Annotated in this window: 18 protein-coding genes and 1 tRNA gene; 18 read left to right on the top strand and 1 reads right to left on the bottom strand. The window is 42.5% G+C overall.

From position 1 onward, the window contains the following. Window positions 1–9 precede the first annotated feature (9 nt). The 5 genes from tolB to AC3CH4_RS09810 all read left to right on the top strand — a co-directional run bounded on the left by tolB (window position 10) and on the right by AC3CH4_RS09810 (window position 5358). Window positions 10–1365 carry a Tol-Pal system beta propeller repeat protein TolB gene (gene tolB / locus AC3CH4_RS09830; protein WP_425609817.1) on the top strand — a complete coding sequence of 452 codons (1356 nt, stop codon included), beginning with the start codon at window positions 10–12 and terminating at the stop codon, window positions 1363–1365. Between the two features lie 111 nt (window positions 1366–1476). After that, window positions 1477–2019 carry a peptidoglycan-associated lipoprotein Pal gene (gene pal, locus AC3CH4_RS09825; protein ID WP_004736484.1) on the top strand — a complete coding sequence of 181 codons (543 nt, stop codon included), beginning with the start codon at window positions 1477–1479 and terminating at the stop codon, window positions 2017–2019. A gap of 33 nt (window positions 2020–2052) precedes the next feature. Beyond that, complete coding sequence (gene ybgF / locus AC3CH4_RS09820; RefSeq protein ID WP_065204889.1) at window positions 2053–2841, top strand: tol-pal system protein YbgF; 789 nt, start codon at window positions 2053–2055, stop codon at window positions 2839–2841. Window positions 2842–3051: 210 nt separating this feature from the next. Then, window positions 3052–4113, top strand: a complete 1062-nt coding sequence (nadA, locus tag AC3CH4_RS09815; protein ID WP_017105740.1) for a quinolinate synthase NadA — start codon at window positions 3052–3054, stop codon at window positions 4111–4113. A gap of 213 nt (window positions 4114–4326) precedes the next feature. Continuing rightward, window positions 4327–5358, top strand: a complete 1032-nt coding sequence (locus tag AC3CH4_RS09810; protein ID WP_488542903.1) for a potassium channel family protein — start codon at window positions 4327–4329, stop codon at window positions 5356–5358. Between the two features lie 77 nt (window positions 5359–5435). Here AC3CH4_RS09810 and AC3CH4_RS09805 read toward each other — a convergent pair whose 3' ends face one another. Then, window positions 5436–6005 carry a UPF0149 family protein gene (locus AC3CH4_RS09805; RefSeq protein WP_114633763.1) on the bottom strand — a complete coding sequence of 190 codons (570 nt, stop codon included), beginning with the start codon at window positions 6003–6005 and terminating at the stop codon, window positions 5436–5438. Between the two features lie 138 nt (window positions 6006–6143). On the opposite strand from AC3CH4_RS09805, the gene AC3CH4_RS09800 reads away from it, so the two are divergent. From AC3CH4_RS09800 to AC3CH4_RS09740, 13 genes are all read left to right on the top strand, one after another. After that, window positions 6144–8630 (top strand): ATP-binding protein, encoded by a 2487-nt coding sequence (locus tag AC3CH4_RS09800; protein WP_488542902.1) that lies wholly within the window; start codon window positions 6144–6146, stop codon window positions 8628–8630. 248 nt (window positions 8631–8878) lie between these two features. Continuing rightward, a complete protein-coding gene (locus AC3CH4_RS09795) occupies window positions 8879–9328 on the top strand; it encodes an L-alanine exporter AlaE (protein ID WP_017105736.1) in 450 nt (149 codons plus the stop codon). Between the two features lie 180 nt (window positions 9329–9508). After that, a tRNA-Ser gene (locus AC3CH4_RS09790) sits at window positions 9509–9599 on the top strand. Between the two features lie 254 nt (window positions 9600–9853). Continuing rightward, on the top strand, window positions 9854–11068 hold the full coding sequence (gene gltS, locus AC3CH4_RS09785) for a sodium/glutamate symporter (RefSeq protein ID WP_017085877.1): 1215 nt from the start codon (window positions 9854–9856) through the stop codon (window positions 11066–11068). Between the two features lie 713 nt (window positions 11069–11781). Beyond that, complete coding sequence (locus tag AC3CH4_RS09780; RefSeq protein WP_017093120.1) at window positions 11782–12765, top strand: LPP20 family lipoprotein; 984 nt, start codon at window positions 11782–11784, stop codon at window positions 12763–12765. A gap of 54 nt (window positions 12766–12819) precedes the next feature. Further along, entirely contained in the window at window positions 12820–13812 is a 993-nt protein-coding gene (locus AC3CH4_RS09775) for a hypothetical protein (RefSeq protein ID WP_029222040.1), read from the top strand. 3 nt (window positions 13813–13815) lie between these two features. After that, window positions 13816–14427 carry a lipoprotein gene (locus AC3CH4_RS09770; RefSeq protein WP_017093119.1) on the top strand — a complete coding sequence of 204 codons (612 nt, stop codon included), beginning with the start codon at window positions 13816–13818 and terminating at the stop codon, window positions 14425–14427. A 99-nt stretch (window positions 14428–14526) separates the two neighbouring features. After that, window positions 14527–16032 (top strand): transglycosylase SLT domain-containing protein, encoded by a 1506-nt coding sequence (locus AC3CH4_RS09765; protein WP_171310817.1) that lies wholly within the window; start codon window positions 14527–14529, stop codon window positions 16030–16032. 25 nt (window positions 16033–16057) lie between these two features. After that, window positions 16058–16228, top strand: a complete 171-nt coding sequence (locus AC3CH4_RS09760; RefSeq protein ID WP_017062056.1) for a hypothetical protein — start codon at window positions 16058–16060, stop codon at window positions 16226–16228. 2 nt (window positions 16229–16230) lie between these two features. After that, window positions 16231–17037 carry an ETEC_3214 domain-containing protein gene (locus tag AC3CH4_RS09755; RefSeq protein ID WP_065204880.1) on the top strand — a complete coding sequence of 269 codons (807 nt, stop codon included), beginning with the start codon at window positions 16231–16233 and terminating at the stop codon, window positions 17035–17037. Between the two features lie 58 nt (window positions 17038–17095). After that, window positions 17096–18073: a DHH family phosphoesterase gene (locus tag AC3CH4_RS09750; protein ID WP_065204879.1), complete on the top strand. Its 978-nt coding sequence runs from the start codon at window positions 17096–17098 to the stop codon at window positions 18071–18073. Window positions 18074–18296: 223 nt separating this feature from the next. Continuing rightward, window positions 18297–19223, top strand: coding sequence for a LysR family transcriptional regulator (locus AC3CH4_RS09745; protein WP_488542901.1), 927 nt, complete (start codon window positions 18297–18299; stop codon window positions 19221–19223). 241 nt (window positions 19224–19464) lie between these two features. Next, on the top strand, window positions 19465–20718 hold the full coding sequence (locus tag AC3CH4_RS09740; RefSeq protein WP_146455865.1) for a D-amino acid dehydrogenase: 1254 nt from the start codon (window positions 19465–19467) through the stop codon (window positions 20716–20718). The last annotated feature ends 31 nt before the right edge of the window (window positions 20719–20749 follow it).

Here is a 20749-nt window from a genome sequence, read left to right as displayed (position 1 = left end):
GGATAACTTATGCTTAAAGGTAACTTTTTCAAGAGCCTGTTTGTTATGGCATGTATTTTTTCTAGCTCTGCTTTTGCAAAATTAGAAATTGTTATTACAGACGGTATTAACTCCGCAAGACCTATCGCTATTGTCCCTTTCCGTTGGGAAGGTGCAGAACAATTGCCACACGATGTATCAGCAGTTATTGCTTCTGATTTACAACGCAGTGGTAAATTCAGCCCAGTTGCAACAAGCAAGATGCCACAGACGCCTTACAGCGAAAGTGAGGTGGATTTTGATGCTTGGACTAACTTAGGCGTTGATTCATTGCTAACAGGTAGCATCACTAAAAATGCCGAAGGGCAATATGTAGTCAACTACCAGTTGATTGACATTGTTCGTGGTCAACTGACCAAAGGACAAAGCCGTGCGTTAAGTGATGAGGGCCAACTGGTACTTTCTAAAGACCACGTGTTGTTCAATAAGAAAGCGACAGTTCCTGGTAAACGCTTGAGAGAGTATGCACACCGTATTTCTGATTTAGTTTATGAAGAACTGACTGGCGAGAAAGGTGCGTTCTTAACTCGTATTTCTTATGTGGTAGTGAACGACAAAGATAAATACCCATACCAACTTCGTGTTGCTGACTACGATGGGTTTAACGAGCGCTTGGTGCTTCGTTCTAAGCAACCACTAATGTCACCGGCATGGTCACCAGACGGTAAAAAGCTTGCTTATGTGAGTTTCCAAAATGGCCAAGCTGAAATATTCATCATGAATATTTACACGGGTGAGCGTGAGAAAGTAACGTCATACCCTCGTCATAATGGTGCGCCAAGATTCTCGCCAGATGGTAAAACATTGGCATTGGTATTGTCTAAAACAGGCAGCCTTCAGGTGTACACACTTGACCTTGCTAGCCGTAAGCTGACTCAAATTACTCGTGGCCGTTCTAATAACACGGAACCATTCTGGCACCCAGATGGCAAGTCTCTTATTTTCACATCGGATCGTGGTGGTAAACCACAGATTTATAATGTAAATTTGTCCAATAATTCGACTTCTCGTATTACTTGGCAAGGTAGCCAAAACTTAGGTGGCCAGATCACCCCTGATGGTCGATTCCTAATCATGGTCAATCGCAGTAATTCAGGCTTCAACTTGGCTAAGCAAGATTTGGAAACCGGTGCGGTTCAGGTGCTAACAAAGACATTGTTAGATGAATCTCCAAGTATTGCACCAAATGGGGGTATGGTTATCTATAGCTCTATTTACAACAAAACAAACGTACTATCGATGGTTTCTATCGATGGCCGTTTCAAAGCTAGATTACCGGCAACCAACGGACGTGTAAGAGCGCCTGCATGGTCACCGTTCCTCTAGTTAAAGTGATACATTCTTTTAGCTATTGATAGTGTTAACTATTGTGGCAATTAACTATCTATAGCACTTAGTCGCTGTAGAAACTAAGTTTGATAACGTAAGGAAAAAAAGATGCAACTTAACAAAGTTCTTAAAGGCTTGATGATTGCACTACCAGTGATGGCAGTAACGGCATGTAGCTCAACTGATGAAGCAACATCTGCAACTTCAGGTACTGAAAGCAACCAAACAACTTCAGGTTCAGAAGGCAACGTAGACACAACTGTTGTAACGCCAATTGATGCTAACGCTCAACTGTCTGAGCAAGAGCTTAAAGAGCAAGCGCTACGCGAAACTCAAACAATCTACTTTGCATTCGATAACTCTACTATCGCTGGCGACTACGAAGAAATTCTAGCAGCTCACGCAGCTTACCTAAGCAACAACGTTGACATGAACGTTACTATCGAAGGTCACGCTGACGAACGCGGTACTCCTGAGTACAACATCGCACTTGGCGAGCGTCGTGCACAAGCTGTAGCGAAATACCTACAAGCTCTAGGTGTTCAAGCAGACCAAATCTCTATCGTAAGCTACGGTGAAGAGAAGCCACTTCTTCTAGGTCAATCTGAAGATGTGTACGCTAAAAACCGTCGCGCAGTACTAGTTTACTAATTTTAGTAGACTATATAATTGAGGAATTGCCTCATGTTCAGTAACACAAAGCGAGTCATTTTGCTTTCGTTACTGGCAAGTGTAGCGAACACTACGTTCGCTGCACCAGCTCCAGTATCCGATCTCAATAGCACCGCAACCAATTCATCATCTTCCTCTCGAGCAGCGTCTGCATCTAACGAATCAGATATTGAGCGTTTAGAGCGCCTGCTTCAAAATCGCAATCTCGTTCAGCTTCAAATGCAACAGCAAATCGACGACATGGCACTGGAGATCAGTGAACTTCGTGGTGAGCTGGAACGAAACAGCTACGATATGAAGCAAATGCTAGAGCGCCAACGTGAACTGTTCATTGAACTGGATCGTGTAAGAGGCGAGGTGAAAGCAGCAGGAACAGCAACGGTAGCAGTGGCAGCGAGCGAAGGTTCTAAAGATGCTTCTGGTACGTTCAGTACTGATGTGGATGAGCAAACCGCTTATCAAAATGCTGTAGATATGATTCTAAAGCAACGAGACTACACGGGTGCTATCGCAGCATTTCAAAAGTTTCAAAAAGACTTCCCAGATTCAACCTTCACACCTAACTCACACTACTGGTTAGGTCAGCTTTATTTTGCTAAGAAGCAAGATAAAGAAGCCGTGAAGAGCTTTGCCGCTGTTGTGTCATACAAAGACTCAAATAAGCGAGCAGATGCACTGGTTAAGCTTGGTGACATAGCTGCACGCAATAACAATGCGGCGCAAGCTAAGAAATATTACCAACAAGTCGTTACCGAGTACCCAAACAGTGCCTCGGCTAAAGTGGCTAAAACCCACTTGTAAAACAAAATAGGGGTGCTCAGGTACCTCTTTTTTATACCTGATCACTCCCGTTTAGTGTCTACTTATCTTCTTTATGCTGCCAACACATCGCCTTGTTTATGCGTTTTAAGTATTAGCTAGTCACTACTTGCAACCAATCCTTTTTGATCCTCATCGCTGTCCTGTGTAGAATACTCTAATCCTCGGAAGAAGTTGCGTAGAGCAAGAGCAATGAGTCATATACTAGATAAAATCGATACAGTTTACCCGTTTCCGCCTAAGCCAGTTCCATTGAGCGACGCTCAGAAACAGGCCCACATCGCAAACATCAAAAAACTACTTCAAGAAAAAGATGCAGTTCTAATTGCACACTACTACACCGATCCTGAAATTCAGGCTCTGGCAGAAGAAACTGGTGGTTTCGTTGGCGATTCATTAGAAATGGCTAAGTTTGGTAACCGTCATTCAGCAAGCACTTTGATTATCGCTGGTGTTCGTTTTATGGGTGAATCTGCAAAGATCCTTACCCCTGAAAAACGCATTTTAATGCCAACGCTTGAAGCTGAATGTTCACTTGATCTTGGCTGTCCTGCGGATAAGTTTACAGAATTTTGTGATGCTCACCCCGACCACACAGTGGTTGTATACGCGAACACCTCTGCGGCTGTTAAAGCTCGTGCAGATTGGGTCGTTACGTCGAGCATCGCTTTGGAAATTGTTGAAAGCCTAGACGCTGAAGGCAAACCTATTATTTGGGGGCCAGACCGTCACCTAGGTTCTTACATCGCAAATCAAACTGGCGCTGACATGTTGCTTTGGCAAGGTGAGTGTATCGTTCATGATGAATTCTCAGCAGATGCTTTGAAGAAAATGAAATCGGTCTACCCGGAAGCGGCTATTTTGGTTCACCCAGAATCACCAGCAAGTGTTGTTGAACTGGCTGATGCTGTAGGCTCAACAAGCCAACTGATCAAGAAAGCGAAAGAGCTGCCTCATCCACAGATGATTGTCGCAACTGACAAAGGTATCTTCTTCAAGATGCAGCAATTGGTTCCTGAAAAAGAACTGATTGAAGCCCCAACAGCGGGTGCTGGTGCAACTTGTCGTAGCTGCGCACACTGTCCTTGGATGGCAATGAACGGCCTTGAAGCGATTGAAAACGCACTTGAGCATGGTGGCAAGCAACACGAAATTTTCGTTTCTGACGAACTACGTGTTAAGTCTCTTATCCCATTGAACCGCATGCTAGATTTTGCTGAACAGCTTAACCTACAGGTTAAAGGCAACGCTTAATTTCGTTGTCGTGACGATATAAGCAGTTCAGTTTATTCACTGTTTTGCTTTCACCATCAAGAAAAAAACCAGCCGAGTGCTGGTTTTTTTGTATCTGAATATTGGCTATCGATATCAATGTTGTTCTTATGTATCTTTTTCTGATGATATATCTTGTTGATATCGCGTATTTTTTCTAGCATGTAAACTAAGATAGAAGGATTAGAGGCTCGAATGATAATCTGGTTACAACTCAAACGTTGGATCAAAGCGAATATCTTTGTTTTGAATGGCAAAAACTTACTGTTCACTTTTCTTGGCTACATAGTTCTATCGTGGTCGATGCTGTATTTGGCGGGTGAAACAGATTTAACCAGTTCGGTTACCGTATTTGCTTACTACTTGGTGGTGACGGCTTCTACAGTAGGTTATGGTGATTTGTCACCGACCACGCCTGCGGGGCAGTGGATCGTTATTCTATTTGTGATTCCAGGTGGACTGAGCCTTTTCGCAGCTTTGCTCGGTAAGGTTGCAACCGAAGGTGTTGAATATTGGCGAGCAGGCTTGCTAGGAAAAAGGAGAGTTAGAGTGGACAACCATATTTTGATGCTTGGGTGGAATGAGCAAAGAACCATTCATCTCATTCGCATGTTGCAGCATGAAGAAACGGGCAAGCGACCAATCGTATTATGTACTCGTTCAGATATCGAAAACCCGTTACCCGGCGAAATCAATTTCGTCAAAGTAAACAGCTACACTGATGGCAAAGAGATGGAGAAAACGGGCATTGAGTCAGCCAGTTGTATTCTGATTGATAACCCGGAAGATGACATCACCTTATCTGCGGCGCTCTACTGTGCGAACCGAAACCCGAAGGCCCACCTTTTGGTTTACTTTAAAGATGAAGCATTGAGCGATCTGCTACACAAGCATTGTCCAAATTCAGAATGTATTCCTGCTGTTGGTGCGGAAATGCTGGCTAAAGCTGCTGTCGACCCTGGTTCTAGTGCGCTTCACCAAGAGCTATTAAGTTCCACAAGAGGCATGACACAGTATTCAACGTACTTCCCTGAAAATGCTGAGCCTGTCACCGTTGCGCCTATTTTCTCTGTGTTTAAAGAGAAGTACAAAGCAACGCTGATCGCGATTGATACGGGGAGTGGTATTGAACTTAACCCAGAACTAGACCAAGTTGTCAGCAGCGGTACTAAACTATTTTATATCGCCGACGAGCGAATTGATGACTTCGATTGGAAAGGCTTCTAGAGCTACTATTTTAATCTCGTCCAAAAACGAAAAAAGGCCTCATTGTGAGGCCTTTTGGGTCAGTATAAAGCTAACTTTTATTGAGCTTCAGCCAGTGCAATACCACGCTGCGTTAATCCGCAAAGCATTACAGGAACAGCGTTAAAGATCTCTTCAAATTGCTCTAGGCCTTCGATGCCTTGCTCTGCAAGTGTCGCAATTGACGTTTCTGGATCGTAAAGCATACTCAGTGAAAGTAACACGCCGCCCACGAGTGCGTTGTCTTCGCTCTCTTCAGGCATCAATGTTTCCCAGTCATCACGGGCGATCTGCCATCCTTGAAGCAAGCCTTCACAGAAATCGCGAGCAGCGGTATTCACCACTTCTGCATCATCCAATTGGCAAGCTTCAGGCCAACTCCACGTTCCTTCAATTAGCTCAGGACGTGTTTTATTCCAAAGCGTGATGATAACTTCAATGTAGCTCTCTAGTTGCTCACCATCCGTAAAAGGTGCGACTTCTTCACCACCCCATAAGAACGGCAGCCACTCATGAGGGGTTAACACATTAGGTGCCGCTGCCATTGCAGTGACAAAACCCATTGTTTTGTGTTCTGTGATTAGCTTTCCTTCCAACTCTGGAAGCGCAAGAATATCTTGTAAAGTCAAAGTGAGGTACCGTAAAAGGGAACATATTTGCGCTTATAGTACCAATGAACTTGTGCCAATCAAGCTTCAATCTAAAAAGGCTTGATGTCATGGATGATAAACACTAGGTTTAACAGAAAAGAAAACAATAAAAAAATTATGCAGATACGGTCGTCTTTAAAGAAAAAAAGTATGGTAGCGCTTGGGTTATACCTTGCGATGTTTATTGCTATTGTCGGTAGTGTGACGTATTACGTCGTAGAATCCCCTGTGCGCGCCAAATTACAACAAAACCTCGACTTGCGTACACAACTTTTATCCGCATTGATTACAGAGCCACTCAGCAGCTCTCAAGGCTTTGTAGATAGTCTAGTTGGCTTTGCTCAAGCACATCACAACACTGATGATGTTATTCCTCTCTTTAAGTCGATGTTGGCGGCGAGCGACGATACGATCGTCAGTGCCGGAATTTGGCCTGAACCTTATGCGCTTGACTCTAAAAAGCGTCTTAACAGCCACTTTTTCAATAAAGCCGACGATGGAAAAATTGATCAGCTGTTTTCTTACAACAATCCTAAAAATGTTCCTTATCAAGAAGAGTATTGGTACACCTCTGTAGTCAACAAAAAACAAGGAACCATCTCTTGGAGCGATGTGTATATCGACCCATACACACACGTTCGAATGATTACTGCTTCATCGCCTTATTATTACGACGGCATTTTTGCTGGCGTTGCGACGGTGGATCTCTCGCTTGAAGAGTTGCTAGGCTTTATCAAGAACCACGCCGAAGAATACAATCTTGGCATTATGCTCAGAGATAAACTCAATCAAGTGTTGGTTTCGCATAACTTCAATCTCGTTGAACGGATCTACATCAGTAGCAATCAATTTGGTGATTTCGGTTGGCAAGTGGATGTGGTTAATTCTAAGTCACGTGTAGCAGACGAAGTATTTCGTCAGGTGATGAGTATTGAGGGCGGTATTGTTCCGCTATTACTACTTTGTGTGATGGCGGGTTACTACTTATTGAACCGTTATTTGATTGGCCCAATTACAACGATTGCCGCACAGGTAGATAGCTCGAAAGCAGGCGAAATCATCGATGTTGACTACTCAAGTGATGACGAAATCGGTCATTTGATTAAAACCTTCAACGAAAAGACCATTTATCTTGAAGCGGAAAAGGTTAAAGCTCAGGCATCCACCAATGCTAAAACTGCTTTTCTTGCGACCCTGTCACATGAAATTCGCACCCCTATGAATGGGGTATTGGGTACTGCTCAGATCCTATTAAAAACGCCTCTAAATTCTGAACAAGAGAAGCATCTCAAGAGTTTGTATGAGTCCGGTGATCACATGATGACCTTACTCAACGAGATCTTAGACTTTTCGAAGATCGAGCAGGGAAGGCTGGATCTTGATGAGACTCGCTTCCCACTCGATTCGATCATCGGCAGTATCAACAGTGTCTACTACACACTCTCTTCCGAGAAAGGGCTGCAATTCAAAGTGTACTCTGAGGTGCCTTCTGGTCGTTGGTACTTCTCAGATAAAGCACGTCTACGACAAATCTTGTTTAATCTATTGAACAACGCGGTGAAGTTTACTTCCAGAGGCTTTGTCGAGGTGTACCTGAAAGAAGTCGTAGAGGGGAGTGACACCTATCTTAGTATTCGAGTTCGCGACACCGGAATTGGTATCTCTAAAGAAGCTCAAAAGCGTATTTTTAAACCATTTGAACAAGCGGAGTCTTCGACCACAAGACGTTTTGGCGGTACAGGCCTTGGCTTAGCGATAGTGAAGAAAATTGCCCAATTGATGGATGGCAGTATTACCGTTACCAGTGAAGAAGGGATAGGCACGAGCTTTGATGTTCGATTGAAGATTCAACCATGTCAGCCTGGTGAGATAGAGAGTTTGCCACATAAGAAGTTGGACTACTCAGGCTTAAAAGTATTGATTGTCGAGGATAACCGAACGAATACGGTGATCATTGAAACCTTCATGAGCAGCAAAGGTTTCACTTGTAAGAGCGTCGAAAATGGTGAACTTGCAATACAAGCAGTGGTTGCCGAGCGCTTTGATTTGGTACTCATGGATAACCATATGCCTGTGATGGATGGCGTTGAATCAACCACTGCGATTCGTGCTTTGATAGGTGATGTGTCATCGGTACTGGTATTTGGTTGTACGGCTGATGTCTTTAAAGAGACTCGCGAACGTATGCTCGGGGCGGGGGTGGACTACATTATCGCTAAGCCGATTGATGAGCGTGAACTGGATGACGCGTTGTTCCGCTATTCAAATAAGCTTTACCAATACCATGAAGTAAAAGCGGATGCTCTCGAAAGCCAGGATGTAAAAAAACACAACTCGAAAAGTAAAAGTGAGTCACTGCCTAAACCTGATCTGCGAAATAAAGATAACACCGAAGAGCTGTTAGTGACGCTGTATGTGGCGCTAGAAGACAACAACCTAGAACTGATTCAATTTGCACTAGAGAGCCTACGTGTCCACGTTGAACCTATGAACAACGCTGAACTTACTGAACAAGTCGATAAAGCGCTAGAGCAGGTTTCTTTAGGAGTACCACCTACACAAGATGTCATCAATATCATTACTGTAAATTTACCTACGGCCTAGATGTTGTTTAATTACAGAAAGTAAATAACGAATTGTCTATTATTTGACCTTGGTGTGATTTTTTGGTGAAAGTGACTGCTTTTTAAGTGGTTTTTGGTTGTTAATTTACAACTTGATTTCTAATTTGAAATGTATGACTGCTAATCTTATGGTTTAATAGCGACATTATCTGGTAGGGTGTAAATACACCTTGTTTATATGTTGCTAATTCACTCAATAGGCAGTGATATATTTTAGGTTTAACGTCAATGAAGTCTCGTGGTCCATTTTGTATTCGAAACGCAGCTGCGGATACATTTGCTATGGTCGTTTTCTGTTTTATTTCAGGCATGATCGTAGAAGTGTTTATTTCTGGTATGACATTTGAGCAGTCTCTCGCTTCTCGAACGTTATCTATCCCAGTAAACATTGCTATCGCTTGGCCTTATGGTGTTTTTCGTGATTGGTTCTTGCGTAATGGTGCAAAGCTTTCACAAAGTTCGTTGATGAAGAATATTTCTGACCTTTTAGCTTACGTGTTGTTCCAGTCACCTGTGTATGCCGGTATTTTATTGGCGGTTGGTGCTTCAAGCGACCAGATCGTTACGGCTGTAACCAGTAACGCTGTGATCTCATGCGGTATGGGCGTGCTGTACGGTTACTTCTTAGATATGTGCCGTAAATGGTTTCGAGTTCCGGGCTACTATCAACAAGCATAAGAAAAGCAACAAGCGTAAGTGCAGCGAAAGAATGAAATTTGGTTTGTTTTTGATCTAATGAGTTAATTTGTAATCGAACAAACTGAAAAAGGCACTTTTTTTGACAATGCCCCTTGACCAAAGCAAGTAGAATCAATAAAGTAGCGCCTCGTTGAGTGACAAGCTCAACACACAATCTGTGGAAGGATGGCTGAGTGGCTTAAGGCGCTCGCCTGGAAAGCGAGTATACGTTTATAGCGTATCTGGGGTTCAAATCCCCATCCTTCCACCACTATTCAAAACCCTAGCAGAAATGCTGGGGTTTTCTCGTTTTAGAGCCCCTATATTTCACGTCATCTACATCCATCCCTAGTATCAGTTCCTTTAATCATTTCTTTATAGTTATTTCCTCTATCAATGCCGTCGCAGATTGAACCATATTTGGTGTTTTTATCATCGATAAACGCTTGATCTTTTGGCATGAATCTAGATTATTAATAGTACGAAATATTATTAATAATCTAACTATTAGGAATCCATTACTCCATGACAGAAACCCTAGTTTCTCCAATGCTCTCTTTTACTATCGCGATTTCATTACTGTTTATCGGTAAAGGTTTGATTGAACGATCTGAAGTATTAAGAAAGTATTCACTACCAGAGCCTGTGATTGGTGGCTTTGTTTGTGCTGCGACCGTAGCGGCGCTTTACTATATTTTTGAAATCCAAATCACCTTTAGCCTAGATGTCAGAGACTTTTTACTTCTCTACTTTTTTGCTGGTATCGGACTCCAAGCGGATATTAAGACACTGATTAAGGGTGGGCGTCCGTTGTTCATTCTATTGTTTCTTGCTGCCGTCTTTATCGTTCTGCAAAACGTGGTCGGGATGGCTGTAGCTTCTGGCTTTGGAATGGATCCTAAAGCTGGTTTGTTATCGGGCTCTGTTAGCTTAATCGGTGGCGTAGGTACAACGTTAGCGTGGGCGCCAATGTTTGTGGAAGAGTTTGGTATCGCTAACGCGCTAGAGCTAGGTGTGGCATCAAATACGGTTGGTTTAATTGCTGCGTGTGTGATTGGTGGTCCAATTGCCAACTACCTACTAAACAAGCACAAAGTGAGCCCATCCAATGAAGAAGAAGTGACAGTTGGTGCGTACCAAGAAAGCGAAACACGCACTGAATTGAGCCATTACGGTGTCTTGTGGGCGTGGTTGATTCTCAACTTAACGCTGATGCTCGGTTACAGCTTGAGCGAAGTTATCGATTCGATGGGCTTAAAACTGCCGTTATTCGTAAGCTGCTTAATTGCCGGTATCCTCATAGGAAATATTGGTCGAGCATTGTTCAAGAAGCGCCGTACACAAGAGAAAATTGCTCAAGGCCGCAAAGGCTTAGCGATGATCTCTGACATCTGTTTAGGTATGTTCTTGACCATGGCCTTGATGGGGCTGCGTATCTGGGATCTCGATGGACTGTTTGGCTATATCTCTGTTGTCATGAGTATCCAGATCCTGCTTTCACTGCTGTTTACGATATTCGTCGTTTATTACCTAATGGGACGAAACTATGACTCTGTGGTGATATGTTCAGGCTTCGGTGGTATCACTCTTGGCTCGACAGCAACTGCAATTGTTAACATGACCGCGGTAACTCACCGCTATGGCGCAAGCCCACAAGCATTCATTGTGGTGCCATTAGTGTGTGGATTCTTTGTGGATTTGATCAACGCGCTAGTGATCAGTTTCTTTGTTGGTCTGTAGTGACTTCCTAGTACTTTCTTGTCATTAACTAGAGACAACTCTCAGTAGCTTGCTCGATTGAGTGAGCGCTTTGATTCTTGGGTGACTAGCTCAAAAATACGCCATATTTTTCTATCAATCTGTATCTTTTGTCTACTAATTTTTGAGAATATCGTATTTATTAAACCTTATATTTTCATGCTGACCGCTTCTTCCTCTCTATTCTTTTTTGTAGTTGTAATATTATAAATAAGGTTGACTTTTCGTGAGAAAAATCTCTTACGATCATATTTATAATATCTTCGATTTTTGTTTTTTATTCTAAATTAATTAAAAACTTTGATTGTTTTTAGTGTAACTAATAAACACAAATTAAGTTTTAGTATAAAAATTTCAATTAGTTTATTGTTATGGTTTCTTTGTGATGGGCGTTGAAATAGTTTATTTTTCAACCGTACATCTACTTATTATGATTTTTATCACACTTATAAAAAATATAATAAATTAAATTTTACGGTTTTTTTGTTTTCTGCTTAAAAGATTAAGTCAATTTAAACAGTTGGTTATATTGTTGCTTTTGTCATTTGCGTTTCTTGGTGAGTGTTAATTGAACAGAGAAAAAATTAACATCATAAATTTTTGATCGAAAATTAACCATTCTGCTGGTGTGGTAATTTGAATGTTATTAAATGAAGATATAACATGCCGGCAAATTTATTAGACCTTGATGCCATATGTTTACAAATATAAAAAAAATCCTTGTACTTTTTGTGTTTTTTGGGATCGCTTTTACCACTGGCTGTCAGTCAACTAAGCCAACTTGGTATTCGAAACCTCAAGCAGATACTAACGAGTATATCTATGCGGTGGCACAGGCAAGAACTCTGTCTCACGCAAAAAAAATTGCAGTGAACAATATTAATGAGAAGCTTTGGACTCAAGTTGAATCTTCTTTTTATATGCGTGAAACCGCGCGTGACACGAATGGTACCGGGTTTTCAAATAGCTTAGTAGACAACAAAGTAAATACGAAAACCGAATCATTGACCCTTAATGGTATTGAATATGTACAGATGGAAGAGAACGCTCTCGGGGCATTTGTCGAAGTTAAAATAAAGAAGAATTTAGTGACTCAGCAGTTAATACGTGAAATTCAAGATATTAACCGCAAAGCACAGAGAGAAATCGCAGCCCTAAAACATCAAGATAAACTGCTTTGGTGGCTGGATAACCGTAACGCATATCAAACGCAGCAGGATGCATCAGTGCGTATTGCGATGTTGTCGCCTTTAAAACCGACCTATCAAGCTGACATCAGTTCAATTGAACAACTGGTTGTTACTCATCAAAAAGTAAGCAGTGAGATCAATATTCGCCTTTCGTCTGATCGAGAGTCGAGTAAGGCCGTCCAGTTATTAGGCAACCAACTTTCTGTATTTAATATTGCCACATCGACATCTAAGAAAAAGAACCAAACACATATTCTGAAGGTGGATTCAGAGCGACGAAGAAATAAAGTAGGTGATGCATTTATTTCAACACTGGTTTCGAATATCAAAGTTGTCAACATGAATTCGAAAACAGTATCTCGCAGTGAAATTATTTCTACGGGTAATTCTGTCACTAACTACAAATATGCCGACGAAGGGGCTGCTCGCCATTTCGATGAGCAAGTAAAAGAAAAAGGGATTTGGGCAGCGCTAGGTTTAATCAAATAGCAAACTCCAGATTCTAGAAAAATAAAATAAAACGAACATGTTCGGAGCGAATAAATGTTAAAGAAAACGTTAATGGCTAGCGCAGTACTGGCAACTTTGTCTGGTTGTGCTTCAGTGAGTGAAGTATGTACCCCTGATACGCGCGTAGAAATTGAAGCCGCTGACATTCAGTTGCCTTCTTCAGACGATACTAAGGTGGTTGTTCTTCCTGTAGACCTTGAGTTTAAGAACTCAGCATCGAAAAAGATGCAGGCGGCAATGCGAAATGCATTGGAAACACAGATTGATGAAACAGGCGCAAACCTTGTTGACCGTAAAATTGCCAACAAAGTAAAAGGTGAGATCAAGCTAGCTGAACAAAGTGGCCGTCTAAGCAGCAAAGGCGTACCAATCGCTGACTACGCTGTTATCACAGAGATTACTCGTGCTGATCTTTCAACAAAATTCAGTGAACGTGACACCTACGAAAATAAAGACGGTGAAACGAAAGAAATTCCAGCGTCATGTAGTTATGACTTTGATGTAGAGGCGATTGCAAAAGTTGTAGCTCTACCAAGCATGGAAGTAATGAAGCGTATTAAGCTTGAAGGCGATTACTACTCATCATCAGAAACAAATAACTCTCGTTGTCCGGTTAGCGAATCAGGCTACGGTTCAATGGCGGCGAAAGCTGCAGCAGAAGCTGTAGAGCACTCTAGTGAACTAAGCAAAATGCTAGCGGCAAGTGCACCGGTTTTAGAGATGCGCCAATGTGCTGCTGGTACTCAAGTACGCATCGCTATGGGTAAGCAAAAGAAAATTAAACCGGGTACGGACATTCAATTTTCGAATGCGATGAAATCGATGGAAGGCGAGACTGAAATTTATCCAATCGGCGAAGGTTACGTAGTAAACAATGAAATAAACGCAGTCACTGATAAATATTCATGGGTTGTGATTGAAGAAGAAACCTCGCTTAAGATGAAAAAGGGTACTACGGGTAAAATGATTCCAGAAACATGTGATTGGAAAGATTTGGAATGCACACTTAAAAATTCTGGAATTTAATTTATGAAAAAATTACTTATTGCAACATCGCTAGTAGCAGCTCTAGCGGGCTGTCAGAGCAATAACGCGACCGTTAAAGAAACTCAAAACTTTGCGCCTTGTACTTTCCCAGATGCACCTACTGTATCTGCTCCGGGCTGGATCTGTGATGTGATTCCTACTGACATTGCTACTGCGGCTAAGGGATACGCGAAGAAAAGCGCTGCGGGTATGAGTGTTATGCGCAAGATTGCTGTAAATGATGCGCGTGTAAACCTTGCTGCTGAATTCGAAACTGACGTAAGCAACTTATTCCAAGCTGCGACAGAGGGCGTAACATCAACCTCTTCTGCTGAAGGTTTAACGTTAGTAACAGAAGAAGTTAAAGAGACGTTTGAAAATATCACTAAGTCCGTAGTGAACAAAACGCTCACAAACAGCCGTGTCATTGTAAGTCAAGCTAGCCCTACTGGTGGCTTGTACGTTCTAGTTGGCATGGACCAAGCGGCTTATGATGCGAACATGAATAAGGTTATCGACGAAGTCGGTGGTGAAGATTCTGCACTTTGGGATCAATTCAACAACGAGAAAGCAGCTACAGATCTTGCAGCGGCATTCGATGCTTTGAAAAAATAATCGTGGTATGACGATTAGTTAAAGTGACAAGGCCGCCGATTGAGTGGCCTTTTGTTTCTATGTATTTTAGGACGAGACAATGCAATCTCGGAGTTAGTTATGTATAAAACGATCACCAAAACAGGGTTAGCGATAGCAATCTCTATGGCAATTAGTTTCCCTACGCTTGCGGTGTCAGATAACCAGAAACAGCAGTTAAACAATGCAGTGGTTAATGCCAGTCAATCCCAAGAAGAAAGGCTCAAAGAGTTCCATGCTTATGTAAATGCGTATTTGGATGAGTATGAACAATGGCGCGACGAATACACCAATCAGCTTGATGAACGTCGTACAGACCTTATTAAAACGTGGGGTGAAGGGGAGGTTTCTTCTCAAACCACACAAGTTGAATACTCCCAAGGTGATCAAGTTAAAACCGCTGTGGATTATGAAAATAATACGGCGACCGTTTCTGTTTTAGTTGATAAAGACAGCAGTGCAGAAGAGATTGATGATCTTGTAAAGGGAATCCCGGTGGAAGTTGCAGGGCAAGTGGTAGAGCTATCAGACTTGAAAGCTCAAGACCACGAGGTTTTGTACTCTTGGGAAAAAGAGCAACAAGAAAAGGACTTTGTAATCGAACAGACGCAAAGTCAAATGAATGAGCTTGATGTTCAAGCTGAGCGTCTTATTCAATCAAACACGGGCATTCCGGATTCATTCATTTATCAGCGTGCTCACAACAAAAAACTGGCACTCCTGAGCAAAGCGCAACAGCGTATTGCAGCACAGACTAAGCTGTACGATGAAATGCGTGCTAAACACGGAATTGAAGTAACACGACTAGAACCTCAGGTTGAAATCGTTGAACTGGTTGAAAAAGTAGAATCCCCTAAGGAAGTCGTGAAATCAGAGCCAGTTGCAGAACCAAAGCAACCTTCGAAAGTGGTTCAAATGACCGTAGAGGGCGCAGCTGAAAAAGCACCTGAAACTCACGCTGTGAAACCTCAGCCTGTAGTGGAAGTGGCTGCTACGCCAGTGAAACCTAAAAAGGTGGTCACCTACAAAGTTAAACTTCCTGAAAACAGCTTAAAAGCGCGCGCAAGCAAATACAGTGCTTTAGCTGAGAAAGAAAGTAAAAACTGGGAAATAGATGCAGCACTGATTATGGCAATTATGCATTCTGAATCCGCTTTTCGCCCTGATGCTAAATCACACGTACCGGCGTTTGGTTTGATGCAAGTGGTACCAACCAGTGCGGGGCATGACGTGAACAAACAAGTTCGCAATATCGATGCGCCAATGAAGGTTTCGGACTTGTATCAGCCTGTCATCAATGTTGAAACCGGTACCGCTTATTTGGATATCCTAAATAGTAAGTATCTGCGTAAGATTGAGAATGATGAAAGTCGTTTATACTGTGTGATTGCGGCTTATAACACTGGCGCTGGTAACGTTGCCCGGGCATTCAACAAAGATCGCTCAACGAGTATCGGCAAAGCATCCAAAGTGATCAACAAAATGACTCCAGAAGAGGTGTACAACCACCTAGTTGCGAAGTTGCCATACGATGAAACCAAAAACTATTTGAAGAAAGTGAACAGTCGTATCGCATTATATAAGTAAAACTTTTGAAGAGGTGAGATTAAATATGTTTAAGATTTTTGCTTTATTTTTCATCGCTATTGGTATTTACCTAGGCCTTAATTACAGCGACGAAATTGAAGATATCATGGACACCGATGCTTTTGAGCGAGTGCAGGAACGTGCTGAAGATGGCAAAGATGCATTGATGGATACAATTGATGAGATTAAAGGTTAAAAATGTCTGAAGAACAGAGTGCTGATATTTCTAAAGATATTCAAGACGAATTACAAGAACTGCAAGAGACACAAGAGTCTCTGTTAGAAGAGCAAAAGAAAGGCGGTCTAGCTCGTACCATTGGTTTGGTATCGGTTATTTCTATTGCTTTGGGTGGCTTTAATGACAGCTTTGATGCATTGGAAAAGATGTTCGACTTTGGTCTTTCTCAAATGACAGATATTCCATCTCATAGAAAGCTAGAGAGAATATATATTCGTTCATCCGCTGAAGCTTTAGATCAAACTTTTGGTGCGCCTGTCTATATCAAACGCGCTTCAACGAATGACGTCATTAAGTATTACCAAGACGATAACTTCATTCTTTCTGCAATTACCCGAGATAACGCTATTGTCGCTTACCTCGTCTTTCCTGATCAAGGTTTTGTGCCTGAAACACGAGAACATGCAGGTGGTGTAGAGTTTTTCAATCAGCCTTTTAATACCATTGAAAGTGTTAATGAAATTCGAGCGTCGTTCGCTAGAACTGGTAATTATTACATTGAAGAAAATAACGGTGGGGAATTCGGCTATCTCTATTCTTCAATTAGTGGCGTTAGTGAATTTATTGCGCCAATGACCAAAGGTAATAGAAATTTGCTTGCCGCCGTCGTTGACTCATTAACGATGGATGAAGATGTCGTAACGAGCGTACAGTCTTTGCGATTGAGCGCCAAACCAAACTTTTATGGTTACAGTACGTTAGGTGTCGATGCGCTTGAAGAAGCGATTTTATCGAGTGCAGAGTACCGTTTGATTCATAAGAGTTAACCATTAACACATTAGCTCTGGCTTCTTACAAAGCTAGAGCTTTATCAGCAGTTGGATTATGGCAAATTCAAAATTCGATACGTTTCTAGAAAGACTCAAAGGCAATAAACGAATCATTGTCCAAGCTCATGACTTCCCTGACCATGATGCATTGTCTTCGGCGTACGCTCTAGCTTACCTATTAAAAAAGGAAGGATTTCAAACATTTATTACCTTCCATGGCTACATCGATAGAGTGTCCCTTAGGAACCTAATTGATTGGTTGGAGATTCCAATCTATGAACCAAAAGACTTGAAGCTACAGCCTGACGACAAGATCATTGTTGTTGATGGCTGTATTGGTGAAAAGAACGTTACCGATGTTCCAGGTTTAGAAGTCGCAGTGATTGATCATCACCAAGTCAAAGTACCTGATTTTGTATGGTACTCAGATGTGCGAGCAAATTATGGCGCAACAGCAACCATGATGGTTGAGTATTACCGCTATTTTTCTTTGCCGATGCCACAAAAAATTGCAACAGCACTATTGGTCGGTTTGAGCTTTGATACCGCTAACTTTACTCGGGCTGTAGGAGCGGCTGATCTGAAAGCACTGCTGTACCTTCAAGAGAGGGCAGACAATGCCATGGTCAACAAGATTTGTCGTAATCAGGTCGAGTTCCACGAATTGCAACTTTTCAATTCAATGTTGACTAACTTACGCCGTGAAAAAAATGCAGCATTTGCGGTGCTTCCTGAAGGTTGTCCTAAAAATATGCTCGGTGTATTAGGAGATTTTCTATTAAGTGTTGATGAGCTTGATATCGTCGTCCTCACTGCTAGGAGTCATGAGAAAACCTTTATTTCTCTTCGTTCAGAGTGCTCCAATAACAATGTCGCCAATATAGTTAAAAGAGCACTGAACGATAAAGGGATTGGCTTTGGAGGTGGGCATTCTCACATGGCTGGTGGCATCATCAACAGCAAGTTTCAGAAAAGTAATGAACTAGATTACATCTATGATTTGATTCGACCGAGTCTAGTACTCAGCGTTTAAACGGTTTGCTGACAATACCGGGTACCTTGAAATCAGTTTGATAGAATTAGTGTTGTGTCTAGAACAAACGGTACAACGTGTATCAACGGTTGATGTGCAGGCTTGAAGTGACTCGGTGCACAAGTTAGTAAGTGCAAACGCGATCTTGATAAATTGGGATACATGTTCGTAGCAACTTTATGAGACGCTTGAATCAGTGTCAGTTGAATCACAAGGAAGTTGAATGCACCACTTTAATATCCGCGCGCTGGAATACCTTAATGCTTTATCGAAATACGGGTCGTTACGTAAGGCATCTAAGATGATGAACGTTGACCCTGCCGCGATGAGTAGAATGCTGACACAGTTAGAAGCGCAAGCGGAAATGAAAGTATGGGAGCGCAATAACCGCCAATCACTGTTAACCGAAGCGGGTAATGAACTGCTGAATTACTACTGTTCCATTGTTCGTGGAGAGGCCGCAGTACTTGCTCGACTAACCAAGCTTAAAAACCTCAAAGGAGGCAATGTCAGCATTGCCATCGGTGAAGGGTTCATTACCAACCTGGTGTCAAAGCCGATGCAAACCTTCATGACTCGTTATCCTGATATCAACCTTTCTATTGAGATTGCTGGGGCATTGGACGCTGTCAAGATGTTGGAAGATCAACAGATAGATTTTGCGATAACCTATGCTTCTGCTCCACATCCTAAACTGCACTCCCACGTTGAACGCAGCCATCCACTCGAATTGATTGCTCCGAAAGGACACTTCCTTACGCTGAAAAGTGCACCTGTGACACTACGAGATATTAAAGATGCTTCTCTCGCCTTGATCGATAACTCGACCGGCATGGGGAGGCTGGTAAAGCAGGCCGAACAAATTTCCCATCTTACCTTGCAGCCAAAGCTTCAAACTAACTCGGTGACCGCACTGACTAACTTTGTTTCAGCAGGTTTGGGTGTAACCTTTATGCCCAAACTCACCGTGATCGATGAGATAAAGTCCGGACAGATTGAAGTGGTTGCGACCGAGTTGGATATCTTATCGAAGGCAACCGTTAAGGTTCAATCTTTGAAAGGCCGCGCACTCACGCTACAGGCCGAAACCTTGTTAGATTTCTTACTTGAAAACGCCACTTTCTTGAGTCATGACGCTTACAATATCTAGGCATAGTAGATTTATGTAACGATCCCTCCCAAGCTCCCAAGCTCCCAAGCTCCCAAATACCGCCAATGTCACAGTTCCAAACTGCCGAATTCGTTTTTAAGTAGAATTGAGTTTTTGTCAACGCTAACTCTATTGTTAAGTCAACATATGCGGAATAAGTTACAAAGCATTAACGAAACGAGTTTTAGACTGACAGCTGTGTTCGACAGGTTTTAGCTTTGTCAGGTATTAGGGGAAGAGAATGGAAGTTATTGTAATTGGCAGCGGTGTTATTGGGTTGACTAGTGCTTGGTACCTGGCGAAAGAAGGTCACTCGGTGACGGTTATCGATCGTCAAGATAGCAGTGGTAAGGAAACCAGTTTTGCGAATGCTGGCCAAATCTCTTACGGCTACTCCTCCCCATGGGCCGCCCCCGGTATCCCTTTAAAAGCGATGAAGTGGCTCACCCAAGAACATGCGCCATTAAAAGTGAAACCGTCACTTTCTCCTGAATTGGTTTCTTGGGCGTCTAAGATGCTCGCCAACTGCAATGAAGCCAAATACGCACAGAATAAATCGCGCATGCTGAGAATCGCAAATTACAGTCGTGATTGTCTGACTCACCTGAGAACCAGTGAAGAACTGGCTTATGAGGGCAGACAGAAAGGGACGTTGCAAGTGTTTCGAAGCGAGAAGCAATTGGATTTCATTCAGCAAGATATGAAGCTGCTTAAAGAAAGTGGAATTGAGCACTCGTTGTTTGATGTTGAGCAGTGCCTATCCATCGAACCTGGTTTATCAGACGTGAAAGATAAGCTCGTAGGTGGCCTGTATTTACCAGATGATGAAACCGGTGATTGCCATCAATTCTGTTTAACCTTAACTGAGAAAGCCAAGCAACTCGGTGTTAGGTTCGTGTTTGATACTGAAGTGGTCAAGCTCAATCATCAGAATCAAACCATTGAAAGTATTACCACGACTCAAGGTGACTTCAAAGCGGACGCTTACGTAGTCGCGTCTGGCAGTTATTCTCGTGATCTGTTGAAGCAAGTAGACCTGTCTATTCCTGTCTATCCAGTCAAAGGGTATTCGCTGACATTGCCTATCGTGAATGCTGATAAATCACCGACCTCTACCGTGATGGATGAAACCTACAAAGTGGCGATGACTCGTTTTGATGACCGCATTCGTATTGCGGGTACGGCAGAGCTTGCTGGTTTTGATTATCTCATTCCTGAAAAACGTAAAGCCACGATTGATATGGTGATCAAAGACCTCTTTCCTCAAGCCGGGGATTTTTCTAAGGCAGAGTATTGGACAGGACTACGACCAATGACGCCAGATGGCACACCTATTATCGGAAAAACTCCAATCAAGAATTTGTTCACTAATACGGGGCACGGAACCTTGGGTTGGACTATGGCGTGTGGATCAGGAAAGATCTTGGCAAGCGTAGTCAGTGGTTCTTCAAGTGATATCAAAACAGATGACTTGAGTATTCATCGTTATCTATAAATGTACGTAGTTAATAATGTAGCCTCTACTC

Source organism: Vibrio sp. QJM3NY_26 (assembly GCF_057786005.1).
The sequence above is the reverse complement of the archived record's forward strand: the minus strand, read 5'-3'. Positions and strand labels throughout refer to the sequence as shown.

Bases quoted from the DNA above. Each gene is read 5' to 3' on its own strand.
- tolB (WP_425609817.1), top strand. From the start codon at position 10: ATGCTTAAAGGTAACTTTTTCAAGAGCCTGTTTGTTATGGCATGTATT.
- pal (WP_004736484.1), top strand. From the start codon at position 1,477: ATGCAACTTAACAAAGTTCTTAAAGGCTTGATGATTGCACTACCAGTG.
- ybgF (WP_065204889.1), top strand. From the start codon at position 2,053: ATGTTCAGTAACACAAAGCGAGTCATTTTGCTTTCGTTACTGGCAAGT.
- nadA (WP_017105740.1), top strand. From the start codon at position 3,052: ATGAGTCATATACTAGATAAAATCGATACAGTTTACCCGTTTCCGCCT.
- AC3CH4_RS09810 (WP_488542903.1), top strand. From the start codon at position 4,327: ATGATAATCTGGTTACAACTCAAACGTTGGATCAAAGCGAATATCTTT.
- AC3CH4_RS09800 (WP_488542902.1), top strand. From the start codon at position 6,144: ATGCAGATACGGTCGTCTTTAAAGAAAAAAAGTATGGTAGCGCTTGGG.
- AC3CH4_RS09795 (WP_017105736.1), top strand. From the start codon at position 8,879: ATGAAGTCTCGTGGTCCATTTTGTATTCGAAACGCAGCTGCGGATACA.
- gltS (WP_017085877.1), top strand. From the start codon at position 9,854: ATGACAGAAACCCTAGTTTCTCCAATGCTCTCTTTTACTATCGCGATT.
- AC3CH4_RS09780 (WP_017093120.1), top strand. From the start codon at position 11,782: ATGTTTACAAATATAAAAAAAATCCTTGTACTTTTTGTGTTTTTTGGG.
- AC3CH4_RS09775 (WP_029222040.1), top strand. From the start codon at position 12,820: ATGTTAAAGAAAACGTTAATGGCTAGCGCAGTACTGGCAACTTTGTCT.
- AC3CH4_RS09770 (WP_017093119.1), top strand. From the start codon at position 13,816: ATGAAAAAATTACTTATTGCAACATCGCTAGTAGCAGCTCTAGCGGGC.
- AC3CH4_RS09765 (WP_171310817.1), top strand. From the start codon at position 14,527: ATGTATAAAACGATCACCAAAACAGGGTTAGCGATAGCAATCTCTATG.
- AC3CH4_RS09760 (WP_017062056.1), top strand. From the start codon at position 16,058: ATGTTTAAGATTTTTGCTTTATTTTTCATCGCTATTGGTATTTACCTA.
- AC3CH4_RS09755 (WP_065204880.1), top strand. From the start codon at position 16,231: ATGTCTGAAGAACAGAGTGCTGATATTTCTAAAGATATTCAAGACGAA.
- AC3CH4_RS09750 (WP_065204879.1), top strand. From the start codon at position 17,096: ATGGCAAATTCAAAATTCGATACGTTTCTAGAAAGACTCAAAGGCAAT.
- AC3CH4_RS09745 (WP_488542901.1), top strand. From the start codon at position 18,297: ATGCACCACTTTAATATCCGCGCGCTGGAATACCTTAATGCTTTATCG.
- AC3CH4_RS09740 (WP_146455865.1), top strand. From the start codon at position 19,465: ATGGAAGTTATTGTAATTGGCAGCGGTGTTATTGGGTTGACTAGTGCT.